The sequence below is a fragment of the Variovorax davisae genome (assembly GCF_030316845.1).
Lineage (GTDB): Bacteria > Pseudomonadota > Gammaproteobacteria > Burkholderiales > Burkholderiaceae_C > Variovorax > Variovorax davisae.
Window position 1 is genome coordinate 70,175 of sequence record NZ_JASZYS010000004.1, and the last position, 25,679, is coordinate 95,853.

Here is a 25,679-nt window from a genome sequence, read left to right on the forward strand (position 1 = left end):
CGTTCTCCCGTTCACCAGTTTCTGAATCGCTTCGGGGGCTGGTAGAGCCCGCCCGAGGCCCGCACCAGGTCGCGCATGCTGCGCGCGGCCAGCAGGTTGCGGGTGGCCTGGCGCGGATCGATGCCGAGGTCCTCCGGCCGGCGGATCACGCCGCGGTCGCGCAGGTTCTCGACCGCGCGCCGGTCGCGCCCGAGGCCGACCGCCGTGTAGCCGGCCACGCCGCGGATCGCCTGCTCGCGCTCCGCGTCGGTGCGGCACAGCAGCAGGTTGGCGATGCCTTCCTCGGTCAGGATGTGCGTCACGTCGTCGCCATAGATCATGATCGGCGGCAGGTCCATGCCGGCCTGCGCCTGCAAGGTCCAGGCATCGAGCCGGTCGACGAAGGCCGGCTGCATGTGCTCGCGGAAGGTCTCGACCATCTGCACCACCAGCTTCTGCCCGCGCGGCGTGCCGGCGGCGCCGCTGCGTCCGGCGCGCGCCTCGCGCCCGGCCTTGAGCCAGGCGGGGCTGGCATGGCGCCGGCCGCGCGCGTCGGCGCCCATGTTGGGCGCGCCGCCGAAGCCGGCGATGCGGCCCAGCGTGGCGGTCGAGCTGTTGCCGTCGAGGTCGATCTGCAGGGTCGAGCCGATGAACAGGTCGCAGGCATAGTGGCCCGCGGCCTGGCAGAGGGCGCGGTTGCTGCGCAGGCTGCCGTCGGGCCCGGTGAAGAAGACATCGGAGCGGGCGCGGATGTAGTCCTCCATGCCCAGCTCCGAGCCGAAGGAATGCACCGATTCCACCCAGCCGGCTTCGATCGCGGGGATCAGCGCCGGATGCGGGTTCAAGGCCCAGTGCTTGCCGATCCTGCCCTTGAGCCCCAGCGATTCGCCGTAGGTCGGCAGCAGCAGCTCGATGGCCGCGGTGTCGAAGCCGATGCCGTGGTTGAGGCGCTGCACGCCGTACTCGGCGTAGATGCCCTTGATCGCCATCATCGCCATCAGCACCTGGATCTCGCTGATCTGCGCCGGGTCGCGCGTGAACAGCGGCTCGATGACGTTGGGCCGCGGCGCCTTGACCACGAAGCTCACCCAGTCGGCAGGGATGTCGACGCGCGGCAGCGTGGTGGTCTTGCCGTCCACCAGCTCGTTCACCTGGGCGATCACGATGCCGCCCGAGAACGCCGTCGCTTCGACGATCACCGGCGTGTCTTCGGTGTTCGGGCCGGTGTAGAGGTTGCCCTCGGCATCGGCCGCGTGCGCCGCGACCAGCGCCACCTGGGGCGTGAGGTCGACGAAGTAGCGGGCGAAGAGTTCGAGGTAGGTGTGGATGGCGCCGATCTCGATCCGCCCCGCCGACACCAGCTGGGCCAGCCGCGCGCCCTGCGGTCCCGAGAAGCTGAAGTCGAGCCGCGCCGCGACGCCGTTCTCGAACACGTCGAGGTGTTCCGGCAGCGCCAGCACCGACTGCACCATGTGCAGGCCGTGCACCCGCGCCGGATCGACCTGTACCAGCGCGCGGGCCAGGAAGTCGGCCTGCTTCTGGTTGTTGCCTTCGAGGCAGACCCGGTCGCCCGGCGCCAGCACGGCTTCGAGCAAGCTGCCGATGGCTTCGGTGTCGACCCGCTTGCCGCTGAGTCGCGGGCCGAGGGCGCCGGCCGCACGCGCGAGGCGCGCGGCGCGGTTGTCGGCCTTGGTGTTCCAGTTCGTGCGTTCCATGGGGTGTCCCTCAGCCCACCAGTGCCTTGGTGGCGAAAAACAGCAGCGACGGGCCGAGCAGGCAGCCGAGGCCGGTGTGGAAGGTGGCGACCAGCGCGCCGTACGGCACCAGCTTGCGGTCGGTGGCGGCCAGTCCCGCCGAGACGCCGCTCACCGTGCCGGCCAGTCCGCCGAACACCATCGCCGAGCGCGGCGTCTTCAGGCCCAGGAAGCGCGCCGCGATCGGCGTGCCCACCATCACGAGGATGGCCTTGACCAGTCCGGTCGCGATGCTGAGCGCCATCACGTCCGGGCTGGCGCCGATGGCCGCGCCCGTCACGGGGCCGACGATGTAGGTCACGGCGCCGGCGCCGATGGTGGTCATGCTCACAGCGTCCGAGTAGCCGAAGCTCCAGGCGATGCCGGCGCCGACGACGAAGGGCAGCACCGTGCCGAGCAGCAGCGACACGACGCCGATCAGCCCGGCCTTGCGCGCCTCGGTGGCCTGCACCTCGAACGCGGTGGCGACGATGGCGAAGTCGCGCAGCATCGCGCCGCCCATCAGCCCGATGCCGCCGAACAGCGTCATGTCGGCCAGCCCCTTGTGGCCACCCGTCTGGGTGCCGCCCCAGTAGGCGAGCGCCAGGCCGATCACGATCGCGATGGCCGAGCCGTGGACGCGGCCGAAGGTCAGCCGGCGCGAGATCTGGCCCGACAGCAGGATGACCAGGCCGACCACCGCGAAGGCGGTCACGAGGCCGTTCTGGACCGCGGCTTTTTCGAGGATGTCGATCATGGCGTCACTCCGCGTCGGCCAGCAGGGGGTTGTCGTGCAGGGTCGGCGCGCCATCGGTCTGCGCCTGCGGCCGCTCGGTCCGATTGATCACGGCGATCACGCAGGCACAGACCGCCACGGCGGCGATGGCCGACAGCAGCGCGACCGGGCCGCCGCGCAGGGCCGACACCATGTCCTGCTGCGCCGCCATGGCGACGACGACCGGGATGTAGAGCGCGCCCCAGTACTCGACGCCGAGTTCCGTCAGCTTCGGCAACATGCTGTGCCGCTGCATGTAAATGCGGGCGAAGATCAGCAGCAGCATGGCGATGCCGACGCCGCCGACGTTGGTCTTGACGCCGAGCGCCTGCCCCAGAAGATCCCCGAGAAAGATGCCCAGCAGGTGGCACACGGCCAGCAGGGCGGTACCGAATATGATCATCCGCTCGTCTCCTTGGATTCGCCGTCCGGAATCGCGGCGCTGTGGAGACGAACGGTACCGGTGGCCCCCGTCCCGATCAATTAACGGGGGACGGCGACCCTTACGCCGCGTGAAACGGTCGCGGGTAAACCCTGGGCAGCAGTGTCAGGAGAGATCGGCCTTCGAGCTGCGGCACAGGGCCAGCAGGGCCAGCAGATTGGGGTCGCGCTCGCGGGTGCGCAGGAAGTTCACCGCGATGGTCTGGCGCACCAGGTACTTCGCCTGCAGCGGAACCAGCCGCACGTTGGGCGGCAGCGCGCCGCGCACCCGCCCGGGCAGCAGGGTGTAGCCCACGCCGCCGCTCACCAGGTTCATGAGCGAGAAGATGTCGCCCGTCTGCATCACCACGTTGGGGGCGAATTCAGCGATGCGGAACGACTCCATGAAGCCGCTGTAGGTCACGAAGCCCTCGGACAGGCTGACGAAGCGCTCGTCGGCGCAGGCGCCGAGGTCGACCTCCGTCATCCCGGCGTAGCGGGAGTCGAGCGGCGCGGCGAAGAAGATGTCGTCCTCGAACAGCGGCTCTGATTCCACGTCGGGCGCCTCGCCGGGGATCGCCATCAGCACCGCGTCGACGCCGCCGTCGCGCAGCTTCTGCAGCAGGTCGGCGTTCGAGCCCAGCACCAGCTCGGTGTGGAGCTCGGGCCTGCGCTGCTTCATCCCCATGATGACCTTGGGCACGGTCCGGCTGGTCAGGGAAAAAAGCGACCCGATGCGGATCCGGTCGGCCGAATAGCCTGCCACCTGGCGCGTCGCCCGGATGCCTTCCGACAGCGTGCGCACCACGTCCCGGGCGACGTCGGCCAGCGTCTTGGCGGCGTCCGTGGGCAGCAGGTTGCGGCCTTCAAGACGGAACAGCGCGCAGCGGGTGCCGGTTTCCAGCGAATGCAGGGCCCGGTGCACGCTGACCGTGCTGATGTCGAGCCGCTCGGCGGTGCGCGCGAGATTGCCGGTCTCCATGAACACGAGCAGGATCTCCAACTTGCGGAAGGTGATTTCTTCGTCGACGAGGAAAGTCATATGTGTCCGTGTGTAATTATTTCATGCACGGTCCGGCGGGGAAGCCCCCGCGTAGCGCGCAACCATACGCCCACGCGGGCGAGGGCCGCGCCGGCTTCCTAGAATGTCTGCCCCACCCCGCAAGGCATTCATGACACAGGGCTCCATCCGGATTCGCGGTGCACGTCAGCACAACCTCCAGAACCTCGACCTCGACATCCGCACCGGCGAGATGACGGTGGTCACCGGGCCGAGCGGCTCGGGCAAGTCGAGCCTGGTGTTCGACACCCTCTATGCCGAAGGCCAGCGGCGCTATGTCGAGACCTTCTCGGCCTACGCGCGCCAGTTCCTCGACCGGATGGACAAGCCGGCGGTCGACAAGGTGGAGGGGGTGCCGCCCGCGATCGCGATCGACCAGACCAATCCGGTGCGCTCCTCGCGCTCCACCGTCGGCACCATGACCGAGCTCAACGACCACCTGAAGCTGCTGTTCGCGCGCGCGGCCCAGTTGTTCGACCGCGAGACCGCCCTGCCGGTGCGGCACGACTCGCCCGATTCGATCTACGCCGAACTGCTGTCGCGCGCCGCCGCGGCCGGCGATCCGCGGGTCGTCCTGACCTTCCCGGTCGAGTTGCCGGCCAGCACCTCGACCGAGGAAGTCACGCAGTGGCTGTCGGCCAGCGGCTTCACGCGGGTGCAGGCCGAGCGCGAGGTGGCGACCCCGACCGGCCCGCGCAAGGTGCTCGACGTGGTGGCCGACCGTTTCCGCATGGCCAACGCCGAGCGCGCGCGCGTGGTCGAAGCGATCGAGGTCGCGCTGAAGCGCGGCAGCGGGCGGCTGACCGTGTATGCGGTGGCGGCCGACGAGGGCGCCGAGCCGGACATCTGGAAGTTCTCCACCGGGCTGCACTGCCCCGAGAGCGACATCCGCTACGCCGATCCGATCCCCTCGATGTTCTCGTTCAACTCGGCGGTCGGCGCCTGCGAGACCTGCCGCGGCTTCGGCCGCGTGATCGGCGTCGACCTCGGGCTGGTGATTCCGAACGACAAGCTCACCTTGCGCGCCGGCGCCATCAAGACCATCCAGACGCCGGCCTGGAAGGAGGCGCAGGACGACCTCATGCGCCATGCCGAAGACGCCGGCATACCGCGCGACACGCCCTGGAACAAGCTCACGGCCGAGCAGCGCCACTGGGTGATCGAAGGCTCGCCGAACTGGAAGGGCAAGTGGAACCAGCAGTGGTATGGCGTGCGCCGCTTCTTCGCCTACCTGGAGAGCAAGGCCTACAAGATGCACATCCGCGTGCTCTTGTCGAAGTACCGCAGCTACACCCCGTGCCCGACCTGCGCCGGCGCCCGGCTCGAACTCGAGAGCCTGCTGTGGCGCATCGGCAGCAAGGAAGACGCCGACGCCGTGCTGGCGCCGGCCAGGCGCTTCATGCCGGTCGGCGTGAAATGGTCGCGCGAACAGCTCGAGGCCCTGCCGGGCCTGTGCCTGCACGACCTGATGCTGTTGCCGATCGAGCGCCTGCGCCGCCTGTTCGACCGCATCGAAAGCCACGGCAACAGCAGCAGCGCGAGCGAGGGCGACATCCAGGCGCTCAAGCTGCTGTTCGAGGAGATCACGACCCGGCTGCGCTACCTGCACGACGTCGGCATCGGCTACCTCACGCTCGACCGCCAGAGCCGCACCTTGTCGGGCGGCGAGGTGCAGCGCATCAACCTCACGACCGCGCTCGGCACCTCGCTGGTCAACACCCTGTTCGTGCTCGACGAGCCCAGCATCGGCCTGCATCCGCGCGACATGAACCGCATCACCGAGGCCATGCTGCGGCTGCGCGACGCCGGCAACACGCTGGTGGTGGTCGAGCACGACCCGGCCGTGATGCTGGCCGCCGACCGGGTGATCGACATGGGCCCGGGTCCCGGCATCCGCGGCGGCCAGATCGTCTTCGACGGCAGCACCGATGCGCTGCGCGATGCCGAGACCCTGACCGGCCAGTACCTGGGCGGGCGCAAGCAGATCGGCATGGGCTTCCGCCGCATGGTCAGCGACAACACGCCGCGCCTGATCCTCGAAGGCGTGCGCGAGCACAACCTGCAGGACATCACGGTCGAGCTGCCGCTGTCGCGCCTGGTCTGCATCACCGGTGTCAGCGGCTCGGGCAAGTCGACCTTGGTGCAGGACGTGCTGGCGCCGGCCCTGATGCGGCACTTCGGCAAGGCGACCGAAAGCCCGGGGGCGCACGACCGCATGCTGGGCGCCGATCACCTGAGCGACGTGGTCTTCGTCGACCAGTCGCCGATCGGCAAGACGGCGCGCTCCAACCCGGCGAGCTACGTCGGCGCCTGGGACGCGATCCGCGAGATCTTCGCCACCGCGGCGCTGTCGCGCCAGCGCGGCTACACGGCCTCGAAGTTCAGCTTCAACAGCGGCGACGGCCGCTGCCCGACCTGCGGCGGCTCGGGCTTCGAGCATGTCGAGATGCAGTTCCTGTCGGACGTGTATTTGCGCTGCCCCGATTGCGACGGCAAGCGCTACCGGCCCGAGATCCTCGAGGTGACGATTGAGCGGGCGGGCCGCAACCTCAACGTCGCCGACGTGCTCGACCTCACGGTGGCCGAGGCCGCCGCGGCCTTCGGCAACGACCGCGAGGTGCTGCGCGTGCTGCAGCCGATCGTCGACGTCGGCCTCGACTACGTGAAGCTGGGCCAGCCGGTGCCGACATTGAGCGGCGGCGAGGCCCAGCGCCTGAAGCTCGCGGGCTTCCTGGCCGAGGCCGCCAAGAGCGGCAGCGCCAGCAAGCAGCCGCTGGCGCGCAAGGGCACCTTGTTCCTGTTCGACGAGCCGACCACCGGCCTGCACTTCGACGACATCGCACGCCTGATGCGGGCGCTGCGCAAGCTGCTCGATGCCGGCCATTCGCTGGTCGTGATCGAGCACAACCTCGACGTCATCCGCGCCAGCGACTGGATCATCGACCTCGGCCCCGAAGGCGGCGAGGGCGGCGGCCAGGTGGTGGCGGTCGGCACGCCCGAGCAGGTGCGCGAGAACCCTGTCTCGCTGACCGGCGCGGCGCTGGCCGACTACGAACTGGCGGTCGGCCCGGGCGCCTACAAGGTGGCGGAGCGCGCGGCGCGCTCCTATGCGGCCCGGGTGCAGCCGGCGCCGGGGCGCGAGGCGATCCAGATCGTCAATGCGCGCGAGCACAACCTCAAGAACCTCTCGGTCGACATCCCGCGCGGCAAGTTCAGCGTGGTCACCGGCGTCAGCGGTTCGGGCAAGTCGACGCTGGCCTTCGACATCCTGTTCAACGAAGGGCAGCGGCGCTACCTCGAATCGCTCAACGCCTATGCGCGCAGCATCGTGCAGCCGGCGGGCCGGCCCGAGGTCGATGCGGTCTACGGCATTCCGCCCACCGTGGCGATCGAGCAGCGGCTGTCGCGCGGCGGCCGCAAGAGCACGGTCGGCACCACCACCGAGGTCTGGCACTTCCTGCGCCTGCTCTACGTCAAGCTCGGCATCCAGCACTGCATCCACGACGGCGCCGCGGTGCAGCCGCAGACGCCCGACAGCATCGCGGCCCAGCTGCTGAAGAACTTCAAGGGCCAGCACATCGGCCTCTTGGCGCCCCTGGTGAGCAACCGCAAGGGCGTCTACACCGAGCTGGCCGACTGGGCGCGGCCGCGCGGCTTCACCCACCTGCGGGTCGACGGCGAGTTCCTGCCGACCACGGGCTTCCCGCGCATCGACCGCTTCAAGGAGCACAGCATCGAGCTGCCGGTGGCCAGCCTCGACGTGCTGCCGGCGCAGGAGACCGAGCTGCGCCAGGCGCTGACCCGCGCGCTCGAACACGGCAAGGGCGTGGTCCACGTGCTGAGCGACCTCACGGGCCTGCGGGCCGCGATGATGGCCGGCGCGCCGACGCTGGGCATCGGCCACGCCCATGTGTTCTCGACCCTGCGCGCCTGCCCGGTGTGCAGCACCAGCTACGCGGAGCTCGACCCGCGCCTGTTCTCCTACAACAGCAAGCACGGCTGGTGCCCCGATTGCGTGGGCACCGGCGTCAAGCTCACCAAGGAGCAGCGCAAGGTCTACGACGACTCGGTGATGGCCGACGACCAGAAGGGGCGCGAGCAGACCTTCGCCGAGCCCGAGGCGGAGGACGTGGGCGACGTGGCCTGTCCGACCTGCGAAGGCACGCGGCTCAATGCGACCGCGCGCGCCGTGCTGTTCGGCGAGGGCGGCGGCATCGGCATCACCGAGCTGGCGCGCATGAGCGTGAGCGACATCCGCGTCTGGTTCGAGAACGTGGTGCTGAGCGGCCGGCAGGCCGAGATCGCGCGCGACCTGGTGCCGGAGATCAAGAGCCGGCTCGAGTTCCTCGAAGAGGTCGGGCTGGGCTACCTCACGCTCGACCGCGGCGCGCCGACCCTGAGCGGCGGCGAGGCGCAGCGGATCCGGCTCGCGGCGCAGCTCGGCAGCAACCTGCAGGGCGTCTGCTACGTGCTCGACGAGCCGACCATCGGCCTGCATGCGCGCGACAACCAGATCCTGCTCGACGCCCTGCACAAGCTCGGCGACAAGGGCAACACGCTGGTGGTGGTCGAGCACGACGAGGACACGATCCGGCGCGCCGACCACATCATCGACATCGGCCCCAGCGCTGGCAAGCGCGGCGGCCGGCTGGTCGCCGAAGGCAGCGTGGCCGACATCGAGGGCGCCGGCGAGTCGCAGACCGGCCGCTATCTGCGCGAGGCGATCCGGCATCCGCTGCAGGCCCGGCGCGGCGTGCCTTCGCCCGAGCCGGGGGCTCCGGGCTGGCTGAGCGTGAGCGGGGCCGACCTGCACAACCTGAAGGATGTCGCGGTCTCGCTGCCGCTGCACCGGCTGGTGGCTGTCACGGGCGTCAGCGGCTCGGGCAAGTCGACCCTGGCGCGCGACGTGCTGCTGGCCAACGTGTACGCGGTGGTGGTGCAGCGCATGACCAAGGCCGGCCGCGATGCCGATGCCGTGGGCAAGCATCCGAAGTGGGTCGGTTGCCGCGCGGTCGAGGGCTACGAGACCATCGACCGTGTGCTCGAGGTCGACCAGACGCCGATCGGCAAGACGCCGCGCAGCTGCCCGGCGACCTACATCGGCTTCTGGGACACGATCCGCAAGCTGTTCGCCGACACGCTGGAAGCCAAGGCGCGCGGCTACGGTCCGGCGCGCTTCAGCTTCAACACCGGCGAAGGCCGCTGCCCGGGCTGCGACGGTGCCGGCGTGCGAACCATCGAGATGAGCTTCCTGCCCGACGTCAAGGTGGCCTGCGAGGTCTGCCACGGCGCGCGCTTCAACCCCGAGACGCTGGCCGTGAGCTGGCGCGGCAAGAGCATCGGCGACGTGCTGCAGATGGAGGTCGACGAGGCGGTCGAGTTCTTCGCCTCGATGCCCAACATCAGCCATCCGCTGCAGCTGCTGAAGGATGTCGGGCTCGGTTATCTCACGCTGGGCCAGCCCTCGCCCACGCTGTCGGGCGGCGAGGCGCAGCGCATCAAGCTGGTGACCGAACTCAGCAAGGTGCGCGACGACGTCACGCGGCGCGGCAACAAGGCGCCGCACACGCTCTACGTGCTCGACGAGCCGACGGTGGGCCTGCACATGGCCGACGTCGAGAAGCTGATCCACGTGCTGCACCGGCTGGTGAACGGCGGCCACAGCGTGGTGGTGATCGAGCACGACCTCGATGTCATCGCCGAGGCCGACTGGCTGATCGACCTGGGGCCCGAAGGCGGCAACGGGGGCGGGCGCGTCGTGGCTGCGGCGCCGCCGGAAGAGGTGGTGAAGCTGGGCACGCATACGGGCGTGGCGCTTGGTCCGGTGCTGGCGCGTTCTCGGGAGCGGCATGTGGTGCTGACGCTGCCGGTGCAGGAGCCGGCGGGCGTCTCTGCCAAGGTTCGAAAAGAGGCTTGATCGTTGCGTACCATCTACAACGACAGTCACGCCTTGCACCACGGCAAGGTCGAGATGTTCCGGGGCGAACTCGTGCCGTGCTTCGAGGTGCCGGCGCGCGTCGACCATGTGCTTCGCGCCTTGAAGGCGCGCGGCCTCGGCGCCATCGAGGCGCCCGACGCCTTCGACGACGCCGCGATCGCGCGCGTGCATGCGCAGCGCTACCTCGATTTCCTGGCGGGCGCATGGGATGAATGGGTCGCCCTCGATCCGGCCAACGCCACACGCGATGCCTTGCCTTCCTACTGGCCGGTCCGCACCTTCCGCTCGGACGTGCTGCCGGCGAGCTTTCCCGCGCGCATGGGCCTGTTCTCGTACGACGCCGGCACGCCGCTGACCGCGGGCACCTGGACCGCGGCCCGCGCCGGCGCCCGCTGCGCATTGACGGCCGCGGCGCGCGTGCTGCAGGGCGATCGTGCGGCCTTCGCGCTCACGCGGCCGCCCGGCCACCATGCAGGCGCCGATTTCTTCGGCGGCTACTGCTTCCTCAACAACGCGGCCATCGCGGCGCAGAGCCTGCGCGATGCCGGGGTCGAGCGCGTCGCGGTGCTCGACATCGACTACCACCACGGCAACGGCACGCAGGCGATCTTCTACGAGCGCGCCGATGTCCAGTTCACCAGCCTGCACGGCGATCCGCACACCGAGTATCCGTACTACCTCGGCTACGCCGACGAACGCGGTGCCGGCGCGGGGCTGGGCTGCAATCACAACCTGCCGCTGGCGCGCGGCAGCGGCTTCGGGCTGTGGCGGGAGGCGCTGTCGACGGCGCTGCGCGGCATCGCCGCCTTCCAGCCGGGCGCGCTGGTGGTCTCGCTCGGGCTCGACACCTTCGCGGGCGATCCGATCGCCGGCTTCACGCTCGCCACGCCCGACTACCTGCGCATCGGCGAAGACCTCGCCCGCGCGGGACTGCCGACCGTGTTCGTCTTCGAGGGCGGCTATGCCGTGGCCGAAGTCGGTGCCAACGCGGTCAACGTGCTCGACGGCTTCATGCAGCAGGCCGGCTGACGCGGAGGCGACGCCACCGGGGACATACCCGCTTGCCGCGCGAATGTCCCTGCGGCCCAATGCGGCCTTTCGAATCCGTTGCGGAGTTGCCCCATGTTTCGTCGTTCCCTCCTGTGTGCCGCGCTGCTCGGCGTCGTCGCCACGGCCGTCCACGCGCAGACCTTCCCGACCCGTCCGATCAAGCTGGTCATCGCCTTCCCCGCCGGCGGCCCGACCGACATCACGATGCGGCAGCTGGCCGACAACGCCTCCAAGATCCTCGGCCAGCCGATCGTGGTCGACAACAAGCCGGGCGCCGGCGGCACGCTGCCGGCGCAGGCGCTGCAGACCGCGCCGGCCGACGGCTACACCATCGGCCAGATCCCGCTCGGCGTGTTCCGCCTGCCCTACACGACCAAGATCAACTGGGACCCGGTCAAGGACATCAGCTACGTCATCAACGTCACCGGCTACGCCTTCGGCATCGCGGTGCCGGCCGACAGCCCGTTCAAGACCTGGAACGACTTCGTCGCCTATGCCAAGGCCAATCCCGGCAAGCTCACCTACGGCTCGACCGGCAACCTCACCAGCCCGCACCTCACGACCGAGCTGATCGCCCAGCAGCTCGGCATCCAGCTGCAGCACGTGCCCTACAAGGGCAGCGCCGACCTGTCGCAGGCGGTGCTCGGCAACCACCTGATGGCGATCGCCGATTCGACCGGCTTCGCGCCGCTGGTCGAATCGGGCAAGCTGCGCGTGCTGAACACCTGGGGCGAGAAGCGGCTGGCCAAGTTCCCCGACGCGCCGACCCTGAAGGAGCTGGGGCTCGACATCGTGCAGAACTCGCCCTTCGGCATCGGCGCGCCCAAGGGCACGCCGCCCGAGATCGTGAAGAAGCTGCACGACGCCTTCAAGCAGGCCATGGAAGAGCCCAGCTACGTGGCCGCGCTCGGCCGCTACGACATGCTGCCGATCTACATGAGCTCGGCCGACTACGGGAAGTTCGCGCAGACCACCTTCACCCGCGAGAAGGCCCTGATCGAGAAGCTGGGGCTGGCCAAGCCGCAGTGAGCGGGGGCTACCCGAGCTCGAAGCTCGTGAGCCCGTAAACGCGCTGCAGCTCGCAGGGCGGCGCGGCGCCGGCGTACATGCGGGCGGTCTCGAAGACGCTGCGCATCCCTTCGGCCCGCGCCATCGCCACCGCGTCTGCGTTCGGCAGCGGGACGTCGATGGACACCGCGTCGCCGGCCGGCACCGCCGCACACAAGGCGGCGAACAGCGCGCGCGCCACCTGCGGATCGTCGGCCAGCAGCGGCGCAACCTTGTGGCCTTCGCGACAGCGCCGGATCAGCCCCCAGCCGGCGAGCCGTCCGTCCTGGAGCCAGGCCAGGCCGGTCGCGTCTGGCATGGCGACCCAGGCGCGCAGAAAGGCGTCGCGCGGCGCCGGGAACACGCGGCGATCGTCGGCCGCCAGCGAGCTGGCCTCGACAGTGGCCAGCGGAACGATCTGTGAGGGCGCGGTGCCGCCCCCTCGGGCAACGCCGGCAAAGCGGGCGTTGTTCCAGGCCAGGGCGAAACCGCTGCGGCGATAGTTGTCCTGCTGGGCCGGAACGCCATCCAGTCCCACCACGTGGCCGGCCAACCGCGCCATGCCCGCACGCCACAGCCGCAGCCCGACGCCCTTGCCGCGCCAGGCCGGCGCGACGATGTAGAGGCCGATGAAGCCGAAGCGACCCGCGTACGAGACCGCGCCGATGCAGCCGATCGCTTCCCGGCCGTGCTCGGCGACCAGGAAGCCGCCGAGGTCCGCGGCATGAAATGAGGCGCCATCGTGCAGGCCGGGATTCCAGCCCTCGCGGGCCGCCATCTCGATCACGAGCGGCATCTCGGCGAGGTCGAGAGATCGAATCGTCAGGTCCATTTCCGCATTCTGGACCGGCGCTGCGCCGGCTTCCTGTCCAATAGCGCCATGGACACCTCGCAAGACGCGCACCGCCGCCTGACCGAACTCGAGATCAAGGCGAGCTTCACCGAAGACCTGCTGGACCAGCTCAACCTGACGATCTACCGGCAGCAGGAACAGATCGACAGCCTGTTGCGGCAGGTGGCGCTGCTGCGGCAGCAAAGCCCCGATGGCGGCACCGGCGGCGCCCGGAACCTGCGCGACGAGTTGCCGCCGCACTACTGAAGACCTTTTTCACGCTTCGGTCGTGCCTGCGCGCTCACCGTTTGCTACTCATTGATACACAATCACACCAACACTTAAGGAGTAAGCATGCGGCAACCAGAGCGCCGGGGACGGCGGGCGATCGAAGCTGCGGCGATGGCCGCCCTGATGCTGGCGGCCGCTGGCGTCGCTGCCCAGGCCGCCGATGCGCCAGCCGCTGCCGCGGCGCCGTCGGCCGACGGCACCGACCTCGTGGCCCATCCCTGGGTGGTGCCGCCGCCGAACTGGTCGCCCGAGGCCTACTTCAGCAACCTGAAGGACGGCGCGACGATGGAAGCGCCCTTCGTCGCCCGCTTCGGACTCTCGATGCGGGGCATCGTGCCGGCCGGCAAGACCGCGGGCTCGGCCGGCCATCACCACCTGCTGATCAATCAGCCGCTGCCGCTCGATTTCACCAAGCCGCTGCCCTTCACCGAGCACTACATCCACTTCGGCAAGGGCCAGATGGAGACCGTGGTCGACCTGCCGCCGGGCAGCTACACGATGCGGCTGGTGCTGGCCGACCAGGGGCACATCCCGTATTTCGTCTACAGCAAGCCGCTCAGGTTCACGGTCAGCAAGCAGAACAAGGGCGTCACGGCGGCCAGCCTGCTGGGGGCGCCGCACATCGAGCTGCTGAGCCCCGCCGACCGCAGCACGGTGCAGTTGCCGCTGCGGGTGCAGTTCCATGCCAGCGGCCTGAATGTCTCGAACGCCGCTCCCAAGGTGCCCGAGACCGGGCACTTCCGGCTGGTGCTCGAACGCCCGGGGCAGAAGGCCGAGGCGATCGAGCTGGAGGGCGGGCAGACCGAGCTGTGGCTCAATCCGCCCAAGGGCAGCTACAACGCGCGGCTCGAACTGATCAGCAACACCGCGGCCGGCAGCGTGGTCGCACGGGCCAAGCCGGTCGCCTTCACCGTGCCCTGAGCACCGCGGCCGCCGCTTCGGCGAAGCCGGCGCCGCGCTCCTGGCTGGCGACGTAGCGCGGCAGGTGGGACAGCGCGGCCTCGAAGCGGCGGACGTTGGCGACGCCGATGCTGTTGTCGAAGTGCTCGAACATCAGCGCGTCATTGGTCGAATCGCCGACGTAGGCCCAGCGCGGCATCTCGTCGTCGAGCCGGCGGCCCCAGAGCTCGCGCACGATCCAGCGCGCGCCTTCGAGCTTGTTGTGGCCGCCGTACCAGCCGTTGACGTGGATGCTGCTGACGGTCGCGTGCATGCCCTCGCTCTGCATCAGCGCCACCACGGCGGCGATCTGGGCATCGCCGAGCTGCGTGAACTCGCTGTGGTCGATCGCGATGTCGCATTCGCGGCCGGCCGAGTCGGTGGCGCGCCGGGCACCCGGGATTTCGCGCTCGATGCGCTCGAGCACGGCCTGCATGCGGGCGAAGTTGCGTTGGCGCGTGGGCGCGTCCTGCTGGTAGCGCTTCTCGAGCCCGCCGCCGGGCAGCGGCAGCAGCGCGACGGCGCCGTTCTCGGCCACGATCGCATCCACCGGCCAGACGGCCACGAAGGGTTCGCTCCAGCCCACCGGGCGGCCGGTGATCGCCACCCGGTGCAGGCCGGCTGCGCGCAGGTCGGCCAGCGCCGCCAGCGCGTCGGCGCTGATCGCGCCGTCGGTGGTCAGCGTGTCGTCGATGTCGGTGAAGACGCCGACCAGTGCGCGCCGAGCCGCCAGCGGCCACTCGCGGAGGGGCGTCATCAGGAGGCGGTCTGCAGCGCCAGGCCGGCGTGCTCGCGCAGCGGATGGAAGTGGATCTTCGGAAAGCGCTCCTGCGCCAGCCGCACGTCGTAGGGCGAGGTGCACAGGTAGGCCAGCGTGTTGGCGGCGTCGAGCGCCATGCGCTGCGGATAGGCATCGACGAAGGCGCGCAGTTCGGCCGGCGTGTCGGCCGTGATCCAGCGCGCGCCCGTGTACTGGCAGCCCTCGAGCCGGATGTCGGCGTCGTACTCGGTCTTGAGCCGGTGCTGCACCACTTCGAACTGCAGCTGCCCGACCGCGCCCAGCAGCATCGGGCCGCCGACCTCGGGGCGGAACACCTGGATCGCGCCTTCTTCGCCCAGCTGCGCCAGGCCCTGCTGCAGCTGCTTGGTGCGCAGCGGGTTGCGGAGGATCACCGTCATGAACAGTTCGGGCGCGAAGAAGGGCAGGCCGGTGAACTGCAGCGAGGCGCCGTCGGTGATGGTGTCGCCCAGCTGCACGCCGCCGTGGGTCGTGAAGCCGACGATGTCGCCGGCATAGGCCTCTTCGACCGCCTCGCGGCGCTGGCTCATGAAGGTCACGACGCTGGTCGGGCGCAGCTCCTTGGCGGTGCGCTGCACGCGCAGCTTCATGCCCGGCGAGTAGCGTCCGGAGGCCATGCGCACGAAGGCGATGCGGTCGCGGTGGTTGGCGTCCATGTTGGCCTGCACCTTGAAGACCACGCCGGCGAAGTCCTTGTCCTCGGGCTGGATCTCCTTGACCACCGGCTGGCGGTTGACGATCGTGGTGCTGGTGCGCGACTGCGGCTGCGGCGCCAGGTCGACCAGCGCATCGAGCACTTCCATGACGCCGAAGTTGTTGACGCCCGAGCCGAAGAACACCGGCGTCAGCTTGCCCGCGAGGAAGGCCTCGCGGTCCCAGCTCGGCGAGGCGCCGGTGGCCAGTTCCATGCTCTCCATCGCGTGGTCGAATTCGCGGCCGAAGCGCTTCTGGAGCGCGTCGCGGTCGGTCAGGGGAATGGTCTCGAAGTCCTGCGGCAGCTTTTCCTGGCCCGACTCGAACACCGTCATCGCCTGCGTGCGCAGGTTGATGATGCCGCCGAAGCTCTTGCCCTGGCCCACCGGCCAGGTCATCGGCACGCAGGGCATGCCGAGCTCGCGCTCGATCTCGTCGAGCAATTCGAGCGGCTCGCGCACCTCGCGGTCCATCTTGTTGACGAAGGTGATGATGGGCGTGTCGCGCTGGCGGCAGACCTCGATCAGCCGGCGGGTCTGGGCTTCGACGCCGTTGGCGGCGTCGATCACCATCAGCGCCGAGTCGACCGCCGTCAGCACCCGGTAGGTGTCTTCAGAGAAGTCCTTGTGGCCGGGCGTGTCGAGCAGGTTGATGACATGGTCGCGGTAGACCATCTGCATCACCGACGAGGCCACCGAGATGCCGCGCTGCTTCTCGATCTCCATCCAGTCGGAAGTGGCATGGCGCGAGGCCTTGCGGGCCTTGACCGAGCCGGCGATCTGGATTGCGCCGGAGAACAGCAGCAGCTTCTCGGTCAGCGTGGTCTTGCCGGCGTCCGGGTGGGAAATGATCGCAAAGGTGCGACGGCGTTTGGTTTCGGAGGCGAAGGTCATGGTGAACGCGGTGCGCGCTCACGGGCGCGGGCTGCTGGAGGCAAAACCCACGATTTTACCGTTCACATCGGCGGCGTGAAGCCGTGGCGGCCGACCAGCATGCTGGAGGCCGTGGGCTTGCCGTCCTTCAACTGCGCCGTGACGACGACTTTGGCGCCTTGCACCACCAGCGCCTGCTGGTCGTCCTGGGCCGGCTTGAAGGTGACGATGGGCGTGCCGCGCGGGACGATCACGGTCTTTTCGCCGTCCTTGTAGCGCAGCACCAGCTTGCGCCCGCCCGGCACCGAGGCCGGCGCGGCGGCGAGGGCCGAGACGGTGGCGTTGGTCATGGTGCCGTTGGGCATGTAGTCCCAGGGCCGGAACCCCTCGCCGGTGCCGCGCATGGCCTCCGGAAAGACCAGCACCTCGACCGCGCGCTGGGTGCCGTCGGGCTGGGGCAGCGAGCCGGCGCCGACGAAGCTGTTGGGTTTGATCGCGTCCAGCGTGACCGGCAGCACCTCGACCACCCGCATGTCGGGTGGACGCACCATCGTGACGACCTCGCCGCTGCGGTCCTTGACGGTCAGCGAGGTGGCGTCGACATGGGCGATCACGCCGCGCACGCGCACCGGGGGCTGGGCCGCGCCCCCTTGCGCCCAGGCTGCGGCGGACAGAACGGCCGCTGCAGCTGCTGCAAGTGAAAGGGCGAGAACGCTGGCTTTGGACATGGCGGATTTCCGTGCGGCAGTGGTGGGGGAACGCAGTCTAGGCCGATCTGGCGGCCCCTGCTGGCGGCGGGCCGGCGGCTGGCGTTAAAATGCGCCGTTCCGAGGAGCGTTGCAGCGCCGTCAGGCGTGAGGCTCGGACCATCATCGCAACCACGCTCACCCGCTGTTCTCGCGGTGAGTCCGTTCCCCGAATGCAGTGGCCACTGTCAAACCCGCTTTGGAGCCCACAATGAGCGCTGTTCTCAAACCCACCCCCGTCTCGACCGCCGACCAGGCCATCGCCGACCTGTCCCTGGCCGCCTGGGGCCGCAAGGAAATCCGCATCGCCGAAACCGAGATGCCCGGCCTGATGGCGATCCGCGAGGAATTCGCCAAGGGCCAGGCGCTCAAGGGCGCGCGCATCACCGGATCGCTGCACATGACGATCCAGACCGCCGTGCTGATCGAGACGCTGCAGGCCCTGGGCGCCACCGTGCGCTGGGCCTCGTGCAACATCTTCTCGACCCAGGACCACGCCGCCGCCGCCATCGCCGCCGCCGGCACGCCGGTGTTCGCGATCAAGGGCGAGTCGCTGACCGACTACTGGGACTACACCCACGCGATCTTCGAATTCGGCCCCAAGGGCTCGAAGGACGAAGGCCCGAACATGATCCTCGACGACGGCGGCGACGCCACCATGCTGATGCACCTGGGCCAGAAGGCCGAGAAGGACCTCGGCGTGCTGGCCAACCCGACCAGCGAAGAGGAGCGCATCCTGTTCGCCGCCATCAAGGCCAAGCTGGCGGTCGATGCCACCTGGTACACCCGCAAGTCGGCCCAGATCATCGGCGTGACCGAAGAAACAACCACCGGCGTGCACCGCCTGAACGAGATGTCGGCCAAGGGCACGCTGCAGTTCCGCGCCATCAACGTCAACGACTCGGTCACCAAGAGCAAGTTCGACAACCTGTACGGCTGCCGCGAATCGCTGGTCGACGGCATCAAGCGCGCCACCGACGTGATGATCGCCGGCAAGGTCGCCTGCGTGGCCGGCTACGGCGACGTCGGCAAGGGCTCGGCCCAGGCCCTGCGCGCCCTGAGCGCCCAGGTCTGGGTGACCGAGATCGACCCGATCAACGCCCTGCAGGCCGCAATGGAAGGCTACAAGGTCGTCACGATGGAATACGCCGCCGACAAGGCCGACATCTTCGTCACCACCACCGGCAACCGCGACGTGATCCGCCACGAGCACATGGCCGCCATGAAGGACCAGGCGATCGTCTGCAACATCGGCCATTTCGACAACGAGATCGACGTCGCCTCGATCGAGAAGTACGAGTGGGAAGAGATCAAGCCGCAGGTGGACCACATCACCTTCCCCGACGGCAAGAAGATCATCCTGCTGGCCAAGGGCCGCCTCGTGAACCTGGGCTGCGGCACGGGCCACCCGAGCTTCGTGATGTCGTCCTCGTTCGCGAACCAGACCATCGCCCAGATCGAGCTCTTCACCAAGCCCGACGCCTACCAGGCCGGCAAGGTCTACGTGCTGCCCAAGCACCTGGACGAGAAGGTCGCGCGCCTGCACCTGAAGAAGGTCGGCGCCATGCTGACCACGCTGACCGACACCCAGGCCGCCTACATCGGCGTCGACAAGAACGGCCCGTACAAGCCGGACACCTACCGTTATTGAGCGCCACGCCTTGCGTGCCGATCAGTTGCTCGTCGAACGCGGCCTGGCCGCTTCGCGCTCGCAGGCGGTTCGCCTGATCGCCGGCGGCCTGCGCTGGCGTGATGGCGCCGACTGGCGCGTCGTGGGCAAGAACCGCGACGAAATCCCCGAAGCGGCCGAGCTCGAACTGCTCGATGCCGCCGAGGCCCGCTACGTCTCGCGCGGCGGCCTCAAGCTGGAAGGCGCCCTGGCCGCCACCGGCATCGACCCGGCCGGCCTGCATTGCCTCGACGTCGGCCAGTCGACCGGGGGCTTCACCGACTGCCTGCTGCAGCGGGGCGCTGCGCATGTGGTCGGCGTCGATGTCGGCCATGGCCAGCTGCATGCCCGCATCCGCGAGGATGCGCGCGTGACCGCGGTCGAGGGCGTCAATGCCCGCACCTTGACGGCCGAGGCCTGGGCCGACGAATCCGAAGAAGGCACGGCCGCCGACGAAGGCTTCGGCCTGATCGTCGGCGACCTGTCCTTCATCTCGCAGACGCTGGTGCTGCCCGCGCTGGTGCCGCTGCTGGCGCCCGATGGCGACCTGCTGATGCTGGTCAAGCCGCAGTTCGAGCTGCAGCCGGGCCAGGTCGGCAAGGGCGGCATCGTGCGCGACCCGGCGCTCTACGCGCTGGTCGAGCAGCGCCTGCGCGACTGCTGCGCGGCGCTCGGCCTGCGTGTGGTGCGTTGGTTCGACAGCCCGATCGAGGGCGGCGACGGCAACCACGAATTCTTCATCCATGCTGTTCATGCGGACGGCCAACCAGGAGCCGGCCGTGCGCCTTCCGCTGAGCTTTGAGTTCTTTCCGACCAAGACGCCCGAGGGCGCGGTCAAGCTGCGCGCGGTGCGCCAGCAGCTCTACGCCCAGTCGCCCGAGTTCTGCTCCGTGACCTACGGCGCCGGCGGCTCGACCCACGACGGCACCTTCGGCGCGGTGCGCGAGATCCTGGCCGAAGGCGTGGCCGCGGCCTGCCATTTCTCGTGCATCGGCGCGACCAAGGCCACGGTGCGCGCGCAGCTGGGCGAGCTCAAGGCGATGGGCGTGAATCGCCTGGTCGCGCTGCGCGGCGACCTGCCGAGCGGCTATGGCGTGGGCGGCGAGTTCCTCTATGCGAGCGACCTGGTGGCCTTCATCCGCGAGGAGACCGGCCGCGACTTCCACATCGAGGTGGCCTGCTATCCCGAGGTCCATCCGCAGGCCCGTTCGCCGGAGGCCGACCTGCAGGCCTTCGCGGCCAAGGTGCGCGCCGGCGCCGACTCGGCCATCACGCAGTACTTCTTCAGCCCCGAGGCCTACTGGCGCTTCGTCGACGACGCGCGTGCGCTCGGGCTCGACACGCCGATCGTGCCGGGCATCATGCCGATCACCAGCTCGACCCAGCTGATGCGCTTCTCGGACGCCTGCGGCGCCGAGATTCCGCGCTGGATCCGGCTGCGGCTGCAGAGCTTCGGCGACGACACGGCGTCGATCAAGGCCTTCGGCCTCGACGTCGTCACGGCCCTGTGCGAGCGGCTGTGCGCCGGTGGCGCGCCGGCGCTGCACTTCTACACCATGAACCAGTCGGTGGCCACGCTCGGCGTGCTGCAGCGCCTGGGCTGGACTGAATGAGTTTGCGCCGCCGCATTGCGACGCTGTCGACGGCGTTGCTTGCGGCCGGGCTGCTGGCCGGCTGTTCGCTGCAGCCCACCGCGCCGGGCGACGAGGCCGGCGGCGCCCCGTTCCGCCTGCGGCCGCTGGCCAAGCAGCCGGCCTTGCCGCCCGGCGCACCGCCACGCTCCGCCGTGCCGTCGGTGCGCTACGACCTGGCCGTGTCGGGCGCCGGTGAGCTCGGTCCCGACGACGGCATCCCGGGCGACGAGGGCGGGCGCGAGATCTTCGAGCGCGGCGGCGCGTCCTGGTACGGCATCCAGTTCCACCAGCGCAAGACCGCCAGCGGCGAACGCTTCGACATGACGGCCTTCACGGCGGCGCACAAGACGCTGCCGTTCAACACCCGCGTCTGCGTGCGCAGCCTGGTCAACGGCCGCGAGGTGCTGGTGCGCATCAACGACCGCGGTCCCTACGCCTCGGGCCGCATCATCGACCTCAGCCGGGCCGCGGCCGAAGAGATCGGGATGCTCGGCATGGGCATCAAGACGGTGGCGCTGTCGATCGCCGACAAGGACACCGACCGCTGCGGCGGCACGGAAGTCGGCGCCGCCGAGACGCCGGCCCAGGCGGCGCCGGAGCCGGCGCCGAAGCCGGCCCGCAAGATCCTGCCGACGCGCAAGCGCCGCTGACGGCCTCAGCCGCCGCTGTCGAGCGAGTGGGTCGCGTTGCGGTCCTGCGCCAGCCGCTCGGCCATCTGCGGCAGGGCCGCCGCCAGCAGCGGTTTCAGCGTGTAGGGCGGATTGATCAGGAACATGCCGCTGGCCGGCAGGCCCGGACGGTGCGTGGCGCCGGTCGCGTCGGTCGTGATCTTGCTCGACTTGACCGTCAGCGTGGCGTGCAGCCAGGACTTGCCGGCCTTGGTGGCCATCGTCTTGAGGCGGCGCGGCAGGTCGTGCGCTTCGGGCCGCGGAATGATCGGATACCAGACGGCGTAGGTGCCGGTGGCGAAGCGCTTGAGCGCCTCGCCCACGAAGTCGAGCACGCGGGCGTAGTCGCTCTTGATCTCGTAGCTGGGGTCGCACAGCACCAGCGCGCGCCGAGACGGCGGCGGCAGGAACTTGGTGGCACTGCCGAAGCCATCGTCGCGCAGCACCGCGATCTGGCGGCCGGCCTCGAGTTGGGCGATGTTGGCGTCGAGCGTCCGGGCATCGGTCGGATGCAGTTCGAACAGCTTGAGCTTGTCGTGCTCGCGCAGCAGGTGATGGACGATGAAGGGCGAGCCCGGGTAGATCTTGGCGCCGCCCTTGGGATTGAAGTCGCCCACCACCGCGAGGTAGCGGGCGAGGGCGTCGGCCAGGGGGGCTTCGGGTTCGGCGGCCTTGGCGCCCTTCGGGGGCGTCGGCCTGGCGCCGCCGCCGATCAGTCGCAGCACGCCGTCGGCGGCCTCGCCGCTGGTGCCGGCGTAGTCGCCGTCGAGCCGGTAGAGGCCGGCGCCGGCGTGGGTGTCGACCACCGTGAGGGCGGTCTCCTTCTCGAGCAGGTGTTCGAGCGTGGCAATCAGGACCGTGTGCTTGAGCACGTCGGCGTGGTTGCCGGCATGGAAGGCGTGGCGGTAACTGAACATGAGGAATAGTGCCTGGAAGATGATCTGGAGGTCGCTAGACTCTCGCGCTGTAACATTAAATTACAAGGAGCGAGGATGCGAGGAGCTGGATGGCGATTCTGGGGCCTGTGCGCATGCGCGGGCGTCCTCTCTATTCTGACCGGCTGTGCGTCGGTCACGCACGGTACCACCCAGTCGCTCAAGGTCGAAACCCTGACGCCGGACGGCAAGACCGTCGAGGGCGCCGAGTGCCGGCTGTCGAACGACAAGGGCGATGCACTCACGCAGTCCGGCCAGAGCGTGCTGGTGCGCCGTTCCGGCGCCAATCTCCGGGTCGAATGCACCCAGGCCGGGCTGCCGCCGGCGACCGGCCAGGCGGTGTCGCGCGTCAATGCCGGGATGGTCGGCAACATCGTGGTCGGCGGCGTGATCGGCGCCGCCATCGATGTCGGCAGCGGCGCCGGCTACAACTACCCCAGCTGGATGCGGCTCGTGTTCGGCGAGGAGCGCAGCTACGACCGCAGCACCCAGCAGGGCGACCAGCCGGTCGCCGGCGTGGTGCAGGGCGCCACCCGGCTGGCCGCCGCATCGAAGCCTGCGGGCGACGCCCCGGTGGCGCAGCGCAAGGCCGAGCCGGCCGAGGGCGTCCGACCGCCGCCCGCGGCACTCGCGCCTGCCACGCCGCCCGTCGCCGCGGCGCCCGCGCAGCCGGCCGTGGCGACCGCCGCGTCCTCCCCGTCGCGGGTCTCGCTGGACGACCTCAATGCCCTGCTGCCAGCCCGGAAGTGAGTGAGGACGGCCATGAACTTCACGAAGATCTTCCGCATCGTTCTGGCCGGCGCCTGCCCGGCCCTCGCCGCAGGCCCCGCGGCGGCACTGGAGCCGGACGCGCTGTTCGCCAGGCTGTCGCCCTCCGTCTGGACCGTCCGCACCTTCGACGCCCAGGAGCGTCCGCTGCGCACCGGCAGCGCCGTGGTGGTGGCGCCGGGCCGGCTGGTGACCCGCTGCCGCGTGCTGGCCAAGGCGGCCAGCGTCGTGATCCGGCAGGACAACGTCACCTACGGTGCCACGCTCGAGCATCCGGACGTCGAGCGCGACCTGTGCCAGATCCAGGTGGCGAACTTCCGCGCGGCGCCGGTCGCGGTCGCGCCGGCGGGCTCGGCGCGCGTCGGGCAGAAGGTCTATGCGATCGGCAGCCCGCGGGGGGTCGAGAACACCCTCGGCGAGGGCATGCTCACGGGGCTGCGCGGAGGCGACGAGGGCGACGAGCGCCTGTTGCAGACGACCGTGGTGCTGGCCGCGGGCTCGGCCGGCGGCGGCCTGTTCGACAGCGAAGGCCGACTGCTCGGCCTCACGGCGCCCGGCGCCGAAGGGGCGGGTGGCTCGGCGGTGCCGGCCGATTTCCTGGCCGAGATCCCGGCCCGGGCCCAGGCCGCCCTGGCGCAGCGCCCGCGCGTCGTGGAAGGCAGCGCGGCGTCCGCCCCGGCGGCGGGGCGGGCCCCTGCGGGCGCGCCAGGCCTCGGCGATGCGTTGCGGCCCGGCGACGGGCTCGAATACGTGCGGGTCGACCGGCTGACGGGCAACCGGTCGCCGGTCATCTACCGGCTGGACCGCATCACCGGCGACGAGTGGATCTTCAACATGGGCGGCCGCATCGAACAGGCCGATGGCCGGGTGGTGTCGGTCACTTCGCCGGTCGGCGGCATGTTCGATGCATCGTCGCCGCCGGGCGGCTGGGGGCGCAAGGACGTCAAGCCCGGCATGCGCTGGCACATGGACTACGTGGCGGCGACCGGCGACAAGTGGCGGCACGAACTCGATGCCACGGTCATCGGCGAACGGACGCTGCGCATCGACGGCACCGAAGTGAAAGCGCTCGAGATCGCCTACACGGGCTGGATCTACGCCTCGTGGGGAACCGGGTCGTCCGCCGTCGGGACGCGCTTCATTGCCACGGCATGGTATGCCGCCAGCCTGGGGCGAGTGGTCCGTTTCGAGGCCGAGCACCGGCGTGCCAACGCGAACAGTTCGAACGAATCGCTGGAGCTGGTACGGGTGCTGAGGCAGGGCGCCTGACCCCCCCGATTTGCCTCCGGGGCTCGATTCTTCATATAATGGAGGGCTTCGCAGCGCTTTAGTGGCCCCGCGGCGAAGTCAGGAACCCGCTTGCGCGGGAACCAGCTACCCACCTAAGAGATTCCCGCCAGAGGAACGCCGACCGTGGAAAAGGGCCCGCCAAACCCTCTTCAGAAGAGAAAACTCATGACCAAAACGTTCAGCGCCAAGCCCGCTGACGTGACGCACGAGTGGTTTGTGATTGACGCGACCGACAAGGTCCTCGGACGAGTAGCCAGCGAAGTTGCTCTCCGTTTGCGCGGCAAACACAAGGCCATTTACACGCCTCACGTCGACACCGGTGACTTCATCGTCATCATCAACGCAGCCCAGCTGCGCGTCACCGGCGCCAAGCCGATCGACAAGGTGTACTACCGTCACTCGGGCTACCCGGGCGGTATCACCGCGACGAACTTCCGCGACATGCAAGCCAAGCACCCGGGCCGCGCCCTGGAAAAGGCCGTCAAGGGCATGCTGCCCAAGGGCCCGCTCGGCTACGCGATGATCAAGAAACTCAAGGTGTACGGTGGTGCAGAGCACCCGCATACCGCCCAACAGCCCAAAGTGCTGGAACTGTAAGGAGCCTTGAGAATGATTGGTGAATGGAACAATGGCACCGGCCGTCGCAAATCCAGCGTCGCCCGCGTGTTCATCAAGAAGGGCACCGGCAAGATCACGGTCAATGGCAAGGACATCCAGGCTTATTTCGGCCGGGAAACCTCCATCATGATCGCGAAGCAGCCGCTGTTCCTGACGAACAACGTCGAAACCTTCGACATCATGATCAACGTCGCCGGCGGCGGTGAATCGGGTCAGGCCGGCGCGGCGCGCCACGGCATCACCCGCGCGCTGATCGACTACGACGCGACGCTCAAGCCGGTGCTGAGCCAGGCTGGCTTCGTGACGCGCGACGCGCGTGAAGTCGAGCGTAAAAAGGTCGGTCTGCATTCCGCACGCCGCCGCAAGCAGTTCTCCAAGCGCTAAGGCGCTTGGGCTTACCGCTCGCAATGTCAAGAAACCGCCTTCGGGCGGTTTTTTGTTGGTTGAAGTAGCATTCGTCGATCGGCCGCACATTCGGCCCCACAGGAGTCCCCTCACAATGAGCGCCGTTGCAGAAACCATCCAGACCCCGGCCATGATGCCCGAGCCGATCGTCTTCACCGACAGCGCGGCCGCCAAGGTCGCCGACCTGATCGCCGAAGAAGGCAATCCCGACCTCAAGCTGCGCGTGTTCGTGCAGGGTGGCGGCTGCTCGGGCTTCCAGTACGGCTTCACCTTCGACGAGATCACCAACGAAGACGACACCACCATGACCAAGAACGGTGTCTCGCTGCTGATCGACGCCATGAGCTACCAGTACCTGGTCGGCGCCGAGATCGACTACAAGGAAGACCTGCAGGGCGCCCAGTTCGTGATCAAGAACCCGAACGCGACCAGCACCTGCGGCTGCGGCTCGAGCTTCTCGGCCTGAGGTGCCGGCGCATCGCCGCCCCTGAAAAAGCCGCCTTCGGGCGGCTTTTTGC

At 69.4% G+C, this 25,679-nt stretch carries 23 protein-coding genes and 1 riboswitch; of the genes, 14 read left to right on the forward strand and 9 right to left on the reverse strand.

Going from position 1 to position 25,679, the window contains the following annotated elements; genetic code table 11:
• Positions 1 to 11: 11 nt before the first annotated feature.
• From mdcA to QTI33_RS10730, 4 genes are all read right to left on the reverse strand, one after another.
• The gene (mdcA, locus tag QTI33_RS10715; RefSeq protein ID WP_286505871.1) at positions 12 to 1,694 is read right to left on the reverse strand and encodes a malonate decarboxylase subunit alpha; all 1,683 of its coding nucleotides are present in this window, start codon (positions 1,692 to 1,694) and stop codon (positions 12 to 14) included.
• A 10-nt stretch (positions 1,695 to 1,704) separates the two neighbouring features.
• Positions 1,705 to 2,469 carry a malonate transporter subunit MadM gene (gene madM / locus QTI33_RS10720; protein WP_286505873.1) on the reverse strand — a complete coding sequence of 255 codons (765 nt, stop codon included), beginning with the start codon at positions 2,467 to 2,469 and terminating at the stop codon, positions 1,705 to 1,707.
• A 4-nt stretch (positions 2,470 to 2,473) separates the two neighbouring features.
• A complete protein-coding gene (gene madL / locus QTI33_RS10725) occupies positions 2,474 to 2,890 on the reverse strand; it encodes a malonate transporter subunit MadL (RefSeq protein WP_286505875.1) in 417 nt (138 codons plus the stop codon).
• Between the two features lie 144 nt (positions 2,891 to 3,034).
• Positions 3,035 to 3,949 (reverse strand): LysR substrate-binding domain-containing protein, encoded by a 915-nt coding sequence (locus QTI33_RS10730; RefSeq protein WP_286505876.1) that lies wholly within the window; start codon positions 3,947 to 3,949, stop codon positions 3,035 to 3,037.
• A 130-nt stretch (positions 3,950 to 4,079) separates the two neighbouring features.
• On the opposite strand from QTI33_RS10730, the gene uvrA reads away from it, so the two are divergent.
• The 3 genes from uvrA (at position 4,080) to QTI33_RS10745 (ending at position 11,984) form a co-directional block, all read left to right on the forward strand.
• Complete coding sequence (gene uvrA, locus QTI33_RS10735) at positions 4,080 to 9,884, forward strand: excinuclease ABC subunit UvrA (protein ID WP_286505877.1); 5,805 nt, start codon at positions 4,080 to 4,082, stop codon at positions 9,882 to 9,884.
• A gap of 3 nt (positions 9,885 to 9,887) precedes the next feature.
• Positions 9,888 to 10,934, forward strand: a complete 1,047-nt coding sequence (locus QTI33_RS10740) for a histone deacetylase family protein (protein WP_444814832.1) — start codon at positions 9,888 to 9,890, stop codon at positions 10,932 to 10,934.
• 93 nt (positions 10,935 to 11,027) lie between these two features.
• Positions 11,028 to 11,984, forward strand: a complete 957-nt coding sequence (locus tag QTI33_RS10745) for a Bug family tripartite tricarboxylate transporter substrate binding protein (RefSeq protein ID WP_286505878.1) — start codon at positions 11,028 to 11,030, stop codon at positions 11,982 to 11,984.
• Between the two features lie 7 nt (positions 11,985 to 11,991).
• Here QTI33_RS10745 and QTI33_RS10750 read toward each other — a convergent pair whose 3' ends face one another.
• The gene (locus QTI33_RS10750; protein WP_286505880.1) at positions 11,992 to 12,834 is read right to left on the reverse strand and encodes a GNAT family N-acetyltransferase; all 843 of its coding nucleotides are present in this window, start codon (positions 12,832 to 12,834) and stop codon (positions 11,992 to 11,994) included.
• Between the two features lie 48 nt (positions 12,835 to 12,882).
• Here QTI33_RS10750 and QTI33_RS10755 point away from each other — a divergent pair, with 48 nt between their 5' ends.
• Complete coding sequence (locus tag QTI33_RS10755) at positions 12,883 to 13,101, forward strand: SlyX family protein (RefSeq protein WP_286505882.1); 219 nt, start codon at positions 12,883 to 12,885, stop codon at positions 13,099 to 13,101.
• An 87-nt stretch (positions 13,102 to 13,188) separates the two neighbouring features.
• Positions 13,189 to 14,046, forward strand: a complete 858-nt coding sequence (locus QTI33_RS10760) for a DUF4399 domain-containing protein (protein WP_286505884.1) — start codon at positions 13,189 to 13,191, stop codon at positions 14,044 to 14,046.
• Here QTI33_RS10760 and QTI33_RS10765 read toward each other — a convergent pair.
• From QTI33_RS10765 to QTI33_RS10775, 3 genes are all read right to left on the reverse strand, one after another.
• Positions 14,033 to 14,821 (reverse strand): HAD-IIB family hydrolase, encoded by a 789-nt coding sequence (locus QTI33_RS10765; protein ID WP_286505885.1) that lies wholly within the window; start codon positions 14,819 to 14,821, stop codon positions 14,033 to 14,035. The genes QTI33_RS10760 and QTI33_RS10765 overlap by 14 nt on opposite strands.
• On the reverse strand, positions 14,821 to 16,449 hold the full coding sequence (locus QTI33_RS10770; RefSeq protein ID WP_286505886.1) for a peptide chain release factor 3: 1,629 nt from the start codon (positions 16,447 to 16,449) through the stop codon (positions 14,821 to 14,823). Before QTI33_RS10770 ends, QTI33_RS10765 begins: the two co-directional genes overlap by 1 nt.
• Positions 16,450 to 16,511: 62 nt before the next feature.
• Entirely contained in the window at positions 16,512 to 17,156 is a 645-nt protein-coding gene (locus QTI33_RS10775) for a hypothetical protein (RefSeq protein WP_286505887.1), read from the reverse strand.
• A gap of 95 nt (positions 17,157 to 17,251) precedes the next feature.
• A riboswitch (S-adenosyl-L-homocysteine riboswitch) is annotated at positions 17,252 to 17,321 on the forward strand.
• 64 nt (positions 17,322 to 17,385) lie between these two features.
• Here QTI33_RS10775 and ahcY point away from each other — a divergent pair.
• Genes ahcY through QTI33_RS10795 form a run of 4 tightly spaced genes read left to right on the forward strand, consistent with a single transcriptional unit; the run spans position 17,386 to position 21,127 of the window.
• Positions 17,386 to 18,825, forward strand: a complete 1,440-nt coding sequence (ahcY, locus tag QTI33_RS10780; protein ID WP_286505888.1) for an adenosylhomocysteinase — start codon at positions 17,386 to 17,388, stop codon at positions 18,823 to 18,825.
• 10 nt (positions 18,826 to 18,835) lie between these two features.
• Positions 18,836 to 19,645: a TlyA family RNA methyltransferase gene (locus QTI33_RS10785; protein WP_286505889.1), complete on the forward strand. Its 810-nt coding sequence runs from the start codon at positions 18,836 to 18,838 to the stop codon at positions 19,643 to 19,645.
• Entirely contained in the window at positions 19,623 to 20,456 is an 834-nt protein-coding gene (metF, locus tag QTI33_RS10790) for a methylenetetrahydrofolate reductase [NAD(P)H] (RefSeq protein ID WP_286506325.1), read from the forward strand. Before QTI33_RS10785 ends, metF begins: the two co-directional genes overlap by 23 nt.
• The gene (locus QTI33_RS10795) at positions 20,453 to 21,127 is read left to right on the forward strand and encodes a septal ring lytic transglycosylase RlpA family protein (RefSeq protein ID WP_286505891.1); all 675 of its coding nucleotides are present in this window, start codon (positions 20,453 to 20,455) and stop codon (positions 21,125 to 21,127) included. Before metF ends, QTI33_RS10795 begins: the two co-directional genes overlap by 4 nt.
• 5 nt (positions 21,128 to 21,132) lie before the next feature.
• Here the strand turns inward: QTI33_RS10795 and QTI33_RS10800 are convergent, their stop codons facing one another.
• A complete protein-coding gene (locus QTI33_RS10800) occupies positions 21,133 to 22,062 on the reverse strand; it encodes a 23S rRNA (adenine(2030)-N(6))-methyltransferase RlmJ (protein WP_286505892.1) in 930 nt (309 codons plus the stop codon).
• 75 nt (positions 22,063 to 22,137) lie between these two features.
• Here QTI33_RS10800 and QTI33_RS10805 point away from each other — a divergent pair, with 75 nt between their 5' ends.
• From QTI33_RS10805 to erpA, 5 genes are all read left to right on the forward strand, one after another.
• Complete coding sequence (locus tag QTI33_RS10805) at positions 22,138 to 22,830, forward strand: hypothetical protein (protein ID WP_286505893.1); 693 nt, start codon at positions 22,138 to 22,140, stop codon at positions 22,828 to 22,830.
• Positions 22,831 to 22,842: 12 nt separating this feature from the next.
• Entirely contained in the window at positions 22,843 to 24,117 is a 1,275-nt protein-coding gene (locus QTI33_RS10810) for a S1 family peptidase (protein WP_286505894.1), read from the forward strand.
• Between the two features lie 186 nt (positions 24,118 to 24,303).
• Entirely contained in the window at positions 24,304 to 24,735 is a 432-nt protein-coding gene (gene rplM / locus QTI33_RS10815; protein ID WP_015867439.1) for a 50S ribosomal protein L13, read from the forward strand.
• A gap of 12 nt (positions 24,736 to 24,747) precedes the next feature.
• Entirely contained in the window at positions 24,748 to 25,140 is a 393-nt protein-coding gene (gene rpsI, locus QTI33_RS10820) for a 30S ribosomal protein S9 (protein ID WP_183027376.1), read from the forward strand.
• 115 nt (positions 25,141 to 25,255) lie between these two features.
• Entirely contained in the window at positions 25,256 to 25,627 is a 372-nt protein-coding gene (gene erpA, locus QTI33_RS10825; RefSeq protein ID WP_286370102.1) for an iron-sulfur cluster insertion protein ErpA, read from the forward strand.
• Positions 25,628 to 25,679 lie beyond the last annotated feature (52 nt).